This window comes from Mediterraneibacter agrestimuris (assembly GCF_943193195.1).
Lineage (GTDB): Bacteria > Bacillota > Clostridia > Lachnospirales > Lachnospiraceae > Schaedlerella > Schaedlerella agrestimuris.
The window spans coordinates 1-12,875 of sequence record NZ_CALPDG010000066.1 but is presented as its reverse complement, the minus strand read 5'-3'; the positions used below and the strand labels follow the sequence as shown (position 1 = coordinate 12,875).

The window sequence follows — 12,875 nt, the reverse complement described above, 5'->3', positions numbered from 1 at the left end:
AAAAGTAAATGTTCCCTGCTCTTTAAAAAGTATCTGCGCGATACTCCTATCACTTATACCACGAAGCTCAGGCTGCGAAAAAGCCTTTCCACGCTGCTTGACTCAAACAGCAGCATCGCTGACATAGCCTATGAATACGGTTTTAGCGGGGCAAGCTATTACTGCGAAACTTTCAAAAAATATTATGGAATGCCACCACTGATATACAAAAAAAATCAGCCTGCTTGACCTTTGTGTTGTGATATTTTCATACGCCTGCGGATATTTTTCCGATAGATGCCTAAAATTCCTATCGTTAAAATTTGCACCCAAACTCACGCTTGGGTGCATTGTATCAAATTGTGGTACGCAAGCCAATATGGATCTCCCATCCCAGGTTTTGTTTTCGCTGAATATTTCATATAACCCTCTCCAAGCTGAATTATAATTAAATGCCATATTAGTATATCACTTTTCACTCAATCAATTTTATCTGTTCTGCCGCATTGAGAATGTTCAACTGATACTCTGCAATGTCTTTCAAAATCTGAAATCTTTCTGTCTTATTTCTGCCCTCACGGATCATTTGCGCATTATGTGTTTCTAAATTAGATAAAACTGTAAGTTCGTTAATGGAGGCAAAGTCTCTCACATTATTCTTTTTTGCCAATTCAGGATTTTCATCCCGCCATGCTTTCGCGGTAAATCCGAATAACGCAACATTCAAAACATCTGCTTCCACTGCATATGCCAACCACTCTAAGTTTTCTTTATAATTTCCTGATGGGATCAAATAATTTTTTACCGCATCTGTTTGAATCAAATAATTATTTTTGGACAAAAATCTTTTTGCATCCCATTCAATTTTCTTTGCATCATTCTCCGCTTCTTTCAGTCTTTGAAATTCTTTGATCAAATATAGTTTAAAAACAGGGCTGATCGCCGAAGCAAATTCAAATGCAATATCCTTATGTTCATACGTTCCTCCATATTTTCCACGTTTCACAAATAATCCTATCGCCTCTGTCTTTTCAATCCATTCCGAAACACTCAGTACAAATGTATGTAAACCTGCTTCGCTTTTAAAGTGGTCGAATTCGACCACTTTAAAAGCAGGATTATATATCTGTTCCCATGTGCCCAAAAATTCCAATGTCGCTCTATTTCGCATCCAGTTTTTGACAACATCTGCTCCTCTGGACTCGCCAACTTTAGCTTTTGCAATATCAGTTATACAGATATAATCGTCAAAATTTTCCTCTGAAACAGTAATATTGATGTTTTGTACCACAATTACTTTGTTTTTTGCCATCCATTTCCTCCCGTACAGTACTAATCAAAATCTTATTTTCTATATAAAAGCATATCATATTACCGCTGTTTCTTCAATCGTTTTCCCGAACATAGGTTCTTTTAATTACTTAATTACTTCATAAATTTTCTTTGTTTAAAAAATCATCATTCATTTTTTGCTCAATTAACTGTCAATACAGCATCAAAGCAATGCATAATAAGCACTTTATTCGACACAATATACCACAAAATAAAGTGCTTATTATTCCAAAAACCTCATCATTTCTACCTTGGCAGACTATTTTCCACACACAGCGCCCCATACCCCACCTGCGGATTAGGATACTCCGTAAATCCCGGCAGCGGCCTCGCCCCTCTCCTCAGATATGCCTTCACCTTCTCCCCATACAAATAGGGATCATTCCCCTTTACAATGCCCCACTCCATCAACAGCGCCGCACCCCCTGTTACAAACGGTGTGGCGAACGAGGTACCTGTCACCTCTGCATAACCGCCGCCGGCTGCCGGAGCCGTGATGCGTACTCCCGGCGCTGCCAGATCGGGTTTAAATGCAGGGACGCCCTCCTGCCCTTCCGCCGGACCTCGTCCGGAAAAGTCCGCATAGGTAAATGTTAATGCATCATAAGCACCAACCGTAATAACCCGTGATGCCGTTGACGGAATCGTGAGTGTCGTCCGGCTTACTGGAAGCAAAAATGCCGTTCCTACATTCAATGCACTCTGGCTTGGCAGCCACATCTGATATTCTCCTGACACAACCTTCCGTGGCGTCAAAATAATCTGCCACACACCTGCATCAATATAGGATTGTCTTGGTAAAAAATCCAAAAAGATCTCCTGTCTCACACTATACGGACTCGGTTCCCCATAATACAACAAAAGCTCTGTTCCACCCAGTACAAACCGCTGTGTTCCCAGTATTTCCCGAATCGGTCCCACAAGCACGCCGGATGGATTACGGATAGAAATATCTACCTCGTCCACATAAGATTTCCAAATCTGTACGTTCACCGTCGGTTCATTCATCTGAACACCAAGCTGAACAACTTCCTCCTGATTCTCAACCAACGCCCCGGCGGTATGTCCTGCGCTGGTTCCTTCATTTCCACTTCCGACACAGATCACACTTTTCCAGTAATTTGAAATATCATCTAAAAAACGTTCAATCAGCGATGTACCGTCATGAGAACCATATGTATTCCCAAAGCTCAAATTAATCGCCACAGGCATCCGGTATTCCAATCCCTTTTTCACCGCATAATCCACTCCCTGCATCAGTTCCGTTGTTCTGGGAAAACCATCTGCACGGGGACTTCCCAGTTTCACGATGAGAAGGTCACTTCCCGGAGCTATGCCAACATTCTGCCTTATCTGCCTCACTCCATCCCCAACCTGACTTCCACTTCCAGCCGCTATTCCAGTCACCGCCGTTCCATGCCCGGAAACATCCCGGCTGGGTACGATCCGCTCTCTATCTTCCCTGCTCTCCGCTGACAGAGCTTCATTAATCTGCTCCCATGTATATTCTGTTCCGATAGCATATCCTTTCGGTGGATTCCCCGGTATGGTCTGATCCCAGAGCGCACGGATGCGTGTCGTTCCATCTGGATACCGAAAATCCGGTAAGCTGTAGTCAATACCGCTGTCTATCACTGCCACCAAAACGCCGCTGCCATACAGATTATCCGTACGAATGTCCTCCATATTATTTCTACCCACCAATCCAACAGCATCGTCCATTCGTTCCGCAGGTCCTCCATGCTCTTCTCCGATGTCAGCCTCTGCCAGCTCATTTCTGGGTCTTTCTTCAAACACAAAAGGGGTTCGCTGTACCTCATTGATACAGGAAACCCTCTTTCCGTTTGTAACCTGAAAAAATAGTCTCTTTGGTTTCTCGATAAAATCTACAGTAGGCAGCTGTGCCAATGCATTAATCCGAGATTCCGCAATTGTGATAACTGCATATTCATTCGCCATCTCGGACACGGAAGAGGCGATTGCCCGAACCGCCTCCAGTGAGCCAGAATATTTGATGATCAAATCCCACTCCCTGTCGATGGGATTGTATCCCACCTCCAGTTCCAGTGATTTCACACGTTCTTCCTCTGTCGCGTCCAATGCAAGATTCAGCATATTCTCCGCTTTCTGGCTCATCATTCTTTCTCCTTATATGGCGCCATTGTATACGGCAGAAAATATCCTTGCTCATGGCGGCAGACCGGACAAACCTTCGGCGCAGCTTTCCCCTCATGGATATGACCGCAGTTTGTACAAATCCACTTGCCTTCCTCTGCTTCGGCATAATACTGATTCTCTTCCAGCATTTTTGCCACCTCTGCAAACCGCTTCTGATGTGTATGCTCAATTTCCGCAATCTGCATAAATGCCGAAGCTGCCTCGAAAAAACCCTCTTTCTTCGCAATTTCCGCAAATGCCGGATAAACATCCTCAAACTCTTCCTTTTCGTTGTGTTCCGCGGCTCTCATCAGCTCGGCGAGGCTTTCCTGTGCATCTACCGGATATCCACCGTCAATAAAAATCGTTTCTCCCGACACACTGCTCAGTAACTCATAGAACCGTTCCGCATGAGCTCTTTCCTGCTCCGCAGTATAGGTAAATATATCCGCAATGGTATACATTCCTGCATGCCGTGCCTTTTCCGCCGCGATCGTATAACGATTACGAGCCTGACTCTCCCCCGCAAATGCTCTCATCAGATTTTCTTTTGTCTTACTTTCTGAAAAATTAACAGCCATGATACATACTCCTTTTTCACCTTCCATAGATATTCTGTTGTTACTGTACAACAGTAACATTCTGTTTGCAAAAACTGGCTTCCTGACAGAATCCCAAACAGATATTTTTCTCTCTATGTAGTAGTATGTTTCATGACTGTCATTTTATTCTTTATCAGACAATTTAGGAGTAAAATATTACTCTTTTATATTCTTCTAATTAAATCCGATGATCCGCCGTGCTACACTGTATGCCATTGAAGACACCTTCCGTCCGGAGCGCCCCGGCAGATTCATAGTTTGTCCTAGAATTCCATAACGGATCTTAAAATAGGTTTTATAATCCTTCTGTTTTAAATATTTCCACATCTCCGTTTTCTTCTTCAGATTCTCCTTGTTCTTGGAACGGATACAAAGAATAGAGGAAACCGTCATCATGATCGCCAGATAATTAATCATATATTTGCGCAGTTTCTTGCTCTGTATCATACGCAGTTCATACATGGCAATCATTGTCTTGGTTACAAATATCTGTTGATCCACACGGCTGATCATAACCTTTTCGTTGACGGACTGGTCTTCTCTTCCGATAAAATAGCGGTAGAAATCTACATCCATATAATAAAGCGTCCGTACATGCGGCAGCGGATAATACACATAAATATTATCCACATAAAAGGTGTGTTTCGGCAGCCTCAGCTGGCAAAGCTTTAACATTTCCGTACGGTAAATAACAGAATGCATTAAAATATACTGATCTAAATGAAAGCTCCCGATGTCGTCCCAATGAAAAATTTGGTTCTCCGGCAGAACATTCCCATAACGAATTACTTTTTTATGCTCCATCCCGACTTTCTCATAAACATAATTCGATATCACCATATCTACCATTGATCCGGCGTCAACAAATCCCTTTATTACTTCCAGAATCTTCCAAAGCGCATCCTTATCTACCCAGTCATCGCTGTCCACTACCTTAAAATATCTTCCGGAGGCATGGGCAAGCCCTGCATTCACCGCATCCCCATGCCCGCCGTTTTCTTTATTGATAAGACGTACAATATTCGGATACTGCTGCTCCAGTTTCCGCCCCAAAGCCTCAGTACCGTCTGTGGAACCGTCATTGACAATTAAAATTTCTACATCCTCGCCCGCCGGAAGAATGGAGTTCACTGCATTTTCCATATATGCCTCCGAATTATAACACGGAATGGCAAATGTAATATATTTCATTATATTCTCCTTGTTTTATCTTTGTGTTCACATGTCCCATTACTTCCGCTGCCATTTTACCATGATTCTGCTGCCGATTATAAACCATATGCATTCATAAACCGCATAATGATTGTCGCACACTCTGCCCTGTTTGCCGTTCCCCCTGGGTTCAGTCTGCCCTGATCCCCGGTAATCAATCCGTTTCCGACTGCCCAGCCTAACGCATCCCATGCAAAATCACTTACTTTAGACGCATCTGGGAAATCCCACAGATTTCCTCTCTCTGACACATCCTTTTGCAGCACATTTGCATACCGGTACATCATAACAGCCATCTGCTCTCTTGTAATATCATCAGAAGGACCGAATCTTCCGTCATTGTATCCGGTAATAACTCCTACTTCTCTTGCCCAGATGGATGCCTTCGTATAAAACTGTCCATCCGGTACATCTGGAAACATTTCCATATTATACATTGGTTCCGGTGTTCCCGCCATACGGTGCAGAATCGTTGCAAACTGTGCCCGGACCAATTTCTTAGAAGGAGCGAATCTTCCATCACCCATCCCCGTCATTATCTCTCTGGAAGATACGAAATCAACGGATTCCTGATACCAGTCTGTGGATTTTACATCAGGGAAAGTACGGGGGGGGGTATTATTCTGGTTCTCTCCCGAATCCTCCGGAGGCTTTGGCGTACTCGTTTCTTTTTTGTTGACTGTAACGATACAGCTGGCGCTCTTTCCATTTACTGTCTTTACCGTTATTGTCGCTTTTCCCGCTGTTACTGCTGTTACTTTCCCACCTGACACTTTAGCAACTTTCGTATTACTGCTGCTCCAGCTTAATGTTTTGCTCTGTGTTGTATCCGTTGGCGCAATGGTGGCTGTCAGCGTGCTACTCCCGCCTTCTGTCAATGTTAACTGGCTCTTATTCAGGCTTACTGATGTAATCGGCTTTGCTTTCTTTGTCACTGTGACCTTACAGCTGGCGCTCTTTCCATTTACTGTCTTTACCGTTATTGTCGCTTCTTCCGCCGCTACTGCTGTTACTTTTCCTCCCGACACTGTGGCAACTTTCGTATTACTGCTGCTCCAGCGTACTGTTTTGTTCTCCGTTGTGTCCGTCGGCATAATAGCAGCTGTCAGCGTGCTGCTCCCACCTTCTGTCAATGATAACTGGGGCTTATTCAGGCTTACCGATGTAATTGGTCTCGTTATATCTGAAACGATACATACTAACTGCTTATCCTTAGAAGAGTAAGACGCTGACAATGAAATATTGTCTCCCCATTTATCCTGTGATAACTGATATGCCGCAAGATTATAAATAACATTCTTATAAGCGTCAGGCATAGAGTCCGTTATCACAAGCGTAAATTCCTTCTCTCCCGCCGCAATCTTCTGCGTAATCTCAGCGGTCAAAGGATCTGACCATCTTCGTATCTCCCCTTTTTTAATAAAATAATTATTCTCCAGCGACGTCGATTCATATCCCGGTACTGCTGCTTTATGATCCGAATGAACAAGCCCCATAATATCATCTGTCAGTCCAAAATACGCATGTTCATAGTAAGTCCCTTTAAAGTTTGCCCCCATATCATCCCATGTACTGTCGACCTGATACCATTTTCCATCCATCTTTACGGCAGTCCACACATGACCATTACCTGTAATCCGTCCTGTTTGAATGCCCATTTTATTCAGCAGCTTTTCATAAGCCCTGTGATAGGATTCGCAGGTTCCCTCTCCTCTGGCAAGCACGCCTTCCGCTGAGCAATAGCTATACGAATAGTCATAATCCCCACGTTCCAGGATCCTGTCATGCATCCATAACGCTTTATCAAAATCAGTGGAACATTCCTGCTGGCATTCAGCCGCAAGATCATTCACTATCTGGTCTACAGACGGATACCGGGCATCCTGTATATCTATAGAATATTCAAACATTCCTGTTGATACAGTGTTTTTCGTATTCATATCCATAACACTAAACCGAATATAATACTTGCCTGACGCATAAAAGGTAAATGGAAACTCATTATTATCTTGATAATAGCCATTACTTCCATAGCTCACATCATATACAGACGTCTTCTCAGAGTCCCAAAGAGTGTGCCATCTGTACTTATAATTGCCAGACCCTCCTGTTGCTATTAACCGAAAAGTTAGTGGTTCTCCGCATTTGATCTCGGAAGGGATCTCTACCTTAAGACCTAATCCATTAGATCTCTGTACAGAATTCTCATCTGCAAGAGATACATCTGCCTCTCCATCTGAAGACACAGCTCCATTCTGATCTGTCTCTTCTATTAAAGACACTCCTTCATTCTGCTCTGTCTCTCCGTCTGAAGACACTTCTTCATTCTGTTCCGCCTCTCCGTCCGAAGACACTTCTTCATTCTGTTCCGCCTCTCCGTCCGAAGGCACTTCTTCATTCTGTTCCGCCTCTCCGTCCGAAGGCAGTCCTTCATTCTGTACTTCCTCTATATCTACTGTTGCTTCTTCCTGTACTGTCTCCACATCCAAATCAGTATTTTCAGCATGAACAGGAACTCCTATCATCAACAAACATACAGACATTAACCAGGCAATACTCCGAATCCTTTTTTTGCTTACCATGCAAATTCCCCTTTCAACAACTTCAACTCTCACTTTCTCTGCGTTAATTTCTAGTTACCATAAAATATCTGTAATCACTTTCTTTTCGACTGCCTATTCTTTCCGTCAAAACCTCTGTAATTAGCTATATTTTAACCGATTTCCCAATGCAATTCAACTATTTATTAACCCATGCAGCACTAAGATTTCAATTTTAGATACTGTTATGAAAATATGCTGAAAAGAAAAAGGGGCAAAATCGCTAAGCGACAACCCCTTTCTATGTACTTTCATTATGCTTCAATGTCTTCTATTGTCTTCCATTTTTTCATCGCTTCTTCCAACGTCATTCCGTTTGCAACCCCTTCTTTACGGGCTGCATTAATTGTCTGGATCTCTTTCATCCTGGATCCTGTCAGCTCATAATTCTTCATCGCGAGAAGCGTTGCCGCCCATGCCGCCATTGGAATGATACAGAATAAGATAATTACCACCCAGTTCATCCCCGGAGCATAAGGTGTTTCTGCTGTTGGCAGATTCTGAAGTCCTATAACTGAAACTGCAATACCTACAACGGTTGCGGATAAAGACGATACCAGTTTATCGACCAATGAAAATAAGGTTCCCATAATTCCCGGAATATATTTCCCCGACCGATAGGTCTCGTAATCCGAACAGTCCGCAACCATCGGAATCGGCATATCCGCCGTCGCATAATACGCACCGTAGCCAACACCGAAAAACAGAACGAACAGCACAGTATATAAATTGATTGAAAACCCATTTTCACCAAACAGGCTTAAGTTTCTTCCCGGAACGCCTTGTTTCCAGAGAAATAAAAGTACCAGTACACCGATATAACATACAAATGCAACCGACACATATCTCATCAGGGAAGCTTTCTGTCCCTGTTTCTGTGAAGTGCGCACCGTCAGCAGGAAGAATGGCACTGAAAATACATAGCCCAGCACCATCATCGGCAGATAAAGTCCGTCATAATTTCCCATCATACATCCATAGAGCATACATAATACCGTTACATTCGTAGCAATCGATAATGCCAGCTTACATCCGGCGCCCGCTATCATCAGGCGCTGCATTGGATTATTGTTCTTAATGATCTGGATATATTCCGAAATCTTTGTCTTTTCCTGAGCAGCTCCGCCAAGTCCGAAGTATTTCGGATTATCCTTTTCCCAGATACCTATGATAGCCAGAATCGTAAGCACAATAGAAACTGCCACACCGATCGGCGTTAAAAATGCATAGAAATCTGCGCTGCTGTAGTCTGCCACATTTGATCTTACGATTGGAGCCATGAACTGCATAAGACCCATGCCTGCCATCGAACCAACGGTATTAAAGATCGTAAAAAGCGGTCTCTGGTTCGGATCATTCGTAAGTACTGTCTGACCGGAACGTGTAACAGATGTCTGGAAGGTGTACCCAATGACCCATACGGCATACAGCCCTACAAATGCAGCATAACGCATCCACTGCATATGCGCCGGAATGCCCGGCGTAATCATATACAGTATGATAACAGCTGCCGCCATGATCACATTTCCAATGATCATAAACGGTCTGAATTTTCCCAATTTACCATTGGTACGATCCATAAGCGCACCGATAATCGGATCTGTGATTGCATCAAAGACACGCATTCCGGTTACCATGACCGATGCAAATACGGTTGCGATCCCTAATACGTTATTACCAAAAGTTGCAATATAGGATAAGATCAAAACATAGTAAACATTCGTCGCCCCGTTATTTAATGGGAAAAGGACGAGCTGGTACATTTTTGCTCTGTTCACAGTATTTATGTTCATCGTTTCCTGACTCATTTTATCAAATCAACCCTTCTGATTCACTTATTACTGGTTCTTCAATGATTTTCTAAACTCTTTATAACTGATATAATCTTCCGTCTTCCTGAATTTTCTCACTTTCAAAATCCACATTACAACAGATAATACGAATAGTACACTGAACAGGACTGCGCCTACTCTTGTAACAGTCTGAACGATCGGTTCGGTCTTTTTGATCTTCGTATCCGATCCGATGCCGTTCATAGCCTGTGAATTTGCAATCGCATATAAATTGTGGTGACAGGCTTCTCTCATGCCTGAAACAGCTTCCGGATCATTTTTATACTGTGGCAGTCCATCGCCGCCTGTGATATAAAATGCCAACATAGAATCATACGTTGTTGTTCCACCCATGACACCATCGATACCATTTACCATCGTTGAAAGTACGTTATCTGTGATCTGAAGACCATTACACTGCCATTCCTCATTCAGGATGCCTTTGACAAGACCAGCATTTGCGCCTGACCACTGTGCGCCCCAACGAGTATAAGCCATCATGACACCATTTCCGGAACCTCTGGAATCTTCCAGTGCCCCCTGGAATGCTCTTAAGTAAATCTCACGGGCTGACTGTTCATTCAACCATACACCAAGACCGATTCGATCCTGTTCACAGTCATTTAACGCAAAGTGTTTCATCACTACATATACACCTTTTTCTTCGATACCCTTTACTTCTGCCCCGCCGATTTCAGAAGAAAGTACAGAATCTTCTGAATAATATTCAAAATTACGTCCGCCATATGGTGTTCTGTGTGTATTTGCCCCGGGACCATAGAGGAAGGTTACCTCTGCCTCCAGACAGTCATTTCCTACAATATTACCTATTTCATAAACCAGTTCTTTATTAAATGTAGCAGCCAGCACATCTTCCGATGTAAGTGCTGTTGTCTCAACACCTAGCTTACTTCCGAATAATGCAACGGTTAAGCCCTGCGGACCATTTTCATCACGTGTACCGGGAGCCTGCACGGAAAGAACCGGCATTGTCCAGTGGAAGGAATCACCAACCAGTGATACCATTTCGTCAAACATAAGCTGATCTAATAATTCATCCCATTTTGGATCATCATAGTCAAGCCCAATCATATCAACCAGTTTCAGTCCGTTATCTGCGCCAAGTACAGGCATTTCTGCTGTCGTGTCAGGATTCGTCTCATACTGCTGATCCTGCAAAGTCTTCACCAGATAATCATTTAATGCGATCTTGATCGTCTTTTCCAGGTTGGGCATTGTACCTTCCCAGTCATTACGTGTTACATATGTAACCGTCTGTCCCACTTCTTTATTCCTGTTCGGATCAGAAGCATCCAGCCGGTTTTCAATCGTTGTTCCGGCATCACTTACCGCATATGTAGTTGTGTCAAGCTGCGGATTATTCCATATTATTACCAGTCTCTCATTTCCGGCCGTGTCCATACGTCCAGCTGTATTTTCCGGGGTATATCCTTTGGCTGCCAACACGTTATTTGCAGCATTGTGTGCATCTGTAGCTGCTGTGAAATAATAATCACCGGCATCTAAAATATAGGTTCCTGCGCCGTAAGCGTCATAGCTTGCCACATATTCACCATCTACTTCGATCGTCAATGTTTCAGATTCACCCGGTTCAAGGATGTCTGTTTTTTCAAAACCAACTAACGAAACAGAAGCTTTTTCCACTTTGTTGTCAATATCATACTGTGTATATGGGCTGGAAGCGTAGATCTGTACTGTTTCTTTCCCTGCCGTATCACCGGTATTCATAACTTTGACCTGGAAGGTATACATTGCTTCCTTCTCGTTATATGACATACTCATATCACTGTATTCAAAATCTGTATAGCTGAGGCCATATCCGAACGGGAATGCAACATCATCCTTATATGCGTATTGTCCGACCTTTCCGGTTCCCATTACATAATCTTCATAACGGGTTTCATAATATTTATATCCTACATAGATTCCTTCCTGATAGATCATGTAAGTATCTGCATGTGCCGGAATCTTGCTGGTATCACCCTCGTAAATGACCGGTGAGAAGTTCTGCATTGCCGGACTTGAGTAATTGTTATAGCAATATGTATCTACCAGACTTCCTGATGGGTTAATGGTGCCGTTTAAGATCTCAGCGACTGCATTGATACCTGTAGCTCCCACACCGCCAATCCAGAGTGCAGCATCTACTCCGTACTCATTATCCTTTAAAAAATCTACCTGCAGCGCATTTGAGGTATTGATCAGAACAATGAGCTTATCGATCTTGCCATCATCTTTCAGAGCTTTGATTCCTGCCATCATATCTCTTTCTGCCTGGTTAAGTGCAAGATAATTTCTTCCATCTCCTAAAGACGCGTCAAAGTAGCAGTCCGCACCTTCCCCTCCGATACGTGATAAGACAACGATTGCTGCGTCGCCATAGTTTTCTACCGAGTTCAACACGTCTTCCGTATAAACATCCCATGGAGCTTCCACGATCTCTGCTGCGCCAAAAGCGCTGGTCTTTTTATCTGCCGTCGCAGAATCCTGCACGACAGCTCCCGCATCATCCCGGGTATAGATGGAAGCATCACCCGTCTCATAGAAATCCCATAAGGTCTGATTGACTTCAAAACCTTCTTTTTCTAATGCGGTCTTTAAGTTGTCACATTTGGTTGTATCAACGTTCGCCGAACCTGTACCGCCATAAACGATATTTACCGATGACGTCGAGAACAAACTGACTTTTGCTCCATCTGCAAGCGGCAGCGCATCCTCTTCGTTTGTCAGAAGAGCTGCTCCTTCGCCTTCTACCTGTTTTACCAGTTCCGCTCCACGGTCCAGACGCTCTTCATTCGTCTCAAAATCTGATTCATAATAAACAGCTTCCGGATCTTCATTTTCCAGCTTCCAGAATGTTCCGCCCACAAACAATGCCACCGTATTATCGAACACCGATACAATAAGAAACGTGGCAATAAAAATGATTGCAAACGGCACACTTAAAAATGTCAGAAGTTTCCAAGGTCTTCTGCATTTTCTGAGGGCTTTTTTGTAGGCTTTTTTACGCGCTTTGATTTCCTTCTTCTCCATACTCTTTCTCCCTTTCCTTTCATAAGAATGATCGTAACAGTTCAGCCTTCGGCTTCCTGTTACAGGCATCAAGCCATGCAAAACCACTTCGTGGTGGCTTGATGCAT

The 12,875-nt window shown here is 43.4% G+C and carries 8 protein-coding genes; 1 reads left to right on the top strand and 7 read right to left on the bottom strand.

From position 1 onward, the window contains the following. Positions 1 to 228: helix-turn-helix domain-containing protein (locus NFS18_RS17885; protein ID WP_251392614.1), on the top strand; the 228-nt coding region annotated here is incomplete at its 5' end. Positions 229 to 454: 226 nt separating this feature from the next. Here NFS18_RS17885 and NFS18_RS17880 read toward each other — a convergent pair. The 7 genes from NFS18_RS17880 to NFS18_RS17850 form a co-directional block, all read right to left on the bottom strand. Further along, the gene (locus NFS18_RS17880; RefSeq protein WP_251392710.1) at positions 455 to 1,291 is read right to left on the bottom strand and encodes a KilA-N domain-containing protein; all 837 of its coding nucleotides are present in this window, start codon (positions 1,289 to 1,291) and stop codon (positions 455 to 457) included. Positions 1,292 to 1,557: 266 nt separating this feature from the next. Beyond that, positions 1,558 to 3,450, bottom strand: a complete 1,893-nt coding sequence (locus NFS18_RS17875; protein ID WP_251392708.1) for a S8 family peptidase — start codon at positions 3,448 to 3,450, stop codon at positions 1,558 to 1,560. Further along, on the bottom strand, positions 3,447 to 4,049 hold the full coding sequence (gene rbr / locus NFS18_RS17870; RefSeq protein WP_251392706.1) for a rubrerythrin: 603 nt from the start codon (positions 4,047 to 4,049) through the stop codon (positions 3,447 to 3,449). Before rbr ends, NFS18_RS17875 begins: the two co-directional genes overlap by 4 nt. A gap of 195 nt (positions 4,050 to 4,244) precedes the next feature. Beyond that, positions 4,245 to 5,261: a glycosyltransferase family 2 protein gene (locus NFS18_RS17865; protein WP_251392704.1), complete on the bottom strand. Its 1,017-nt coding sequence runs from the start codon at positions 5,259 to 5,261 to the stop codon at positions 4,245 to 4,247. Positions 5,262 to 5,338: 77 nt separating this feature from the next. After that, positions 5,339 to 7,864 (bottom strand): S-layer homology domain-containing protein, encoded by a 2,526-nt coding sequence (locus tag NFS18_RS17860; protein WP_251392701.1) that lies wholly within the window; start codon positions 7,862 to 7,864, stop codon positions 5,339 to 5,341. A gap of 272 nt (positions 7,865 to 8,136) precedes the next feature. After that, the gene (locus tag NFS18_RS17855; RefSeq protein ID WP_251392699.1) at positions 8,137 to 9,675 is read right to left on the bottom strand and encodes an MFS transporter; all 1,539 of its coding nucleotides are present in this window, start codon (positions 9,673 to 9,675) and stop codon (positions 8,137 to 8,139) included. A gap of 45 nt (positions 9,676 to 9,720) precedes the next feature. Beyond that, a complete protein-coding gene (locus NFS18_RS17850; protein WP_251392697.1) occupies positions 9,721 to 12,768 on the bottom strand; it encodes a glycoside hydrolase family 3 C-terminal domain-containing protein in 3,048 nt (1,015 codons plus the stop codon). Between the last annotated feature and the right edge of the window lie 107 nt (positions 12,769 to 12,875).

Bases quoted from the DNA above. Each gene is read 5' to 3' on its own strand.
- rbr (WP_251392706.1), bottom strand. From the start codon at position 4,049: ATGGCTGTTAATTTTTCAGAAAGTAAGACAAAAGAAAATCTGATGAGA.
- NFS18_RS17860 (WP_251392701.1), bottom strand. From the start codon at position 7,864: ATGGTAAGCAAAAAAAGGATTCGGAGTATTGCCTGGTTAATGTCTGTA.
- NFS18_RS17875 (WP_251392708.1), bottom strand. From the start codon at position 3,450: ATGATGAGCCAGAAAGCGGAGAATATGCTGAATCTTGCATTGGACGCG.
- NFS18_RS17850 (WP_251392697.1), bottom strand. From the start codon at position 12,768: ATGGAGAAGAAGGAAATCAAAGCGCGTAAAAAAGCCTACAAAAAAGCC.
- NFS18_RS17865 (WP_251392704.1), bottom strand. From the start codon at position 5,261: ATGAAATATATTACATTTGCCATTCCGTGTTATAATTCGGAGGCATAT.
- NFS18_RS17880 (WP_251392710.1), bottom strand. From the start codon at position 1,291: ATGGCAAAAAACAAAGTAATTGTGGTACAAAACATCAATATTACTGTT.
- NFS18_RS17855 (WP_251392699.1), bottom strand. From the start codon at position 9,675: ATGAACATAAATACTGTGAACAGAGCAAAAATGTACCAGCTCGTCCTT.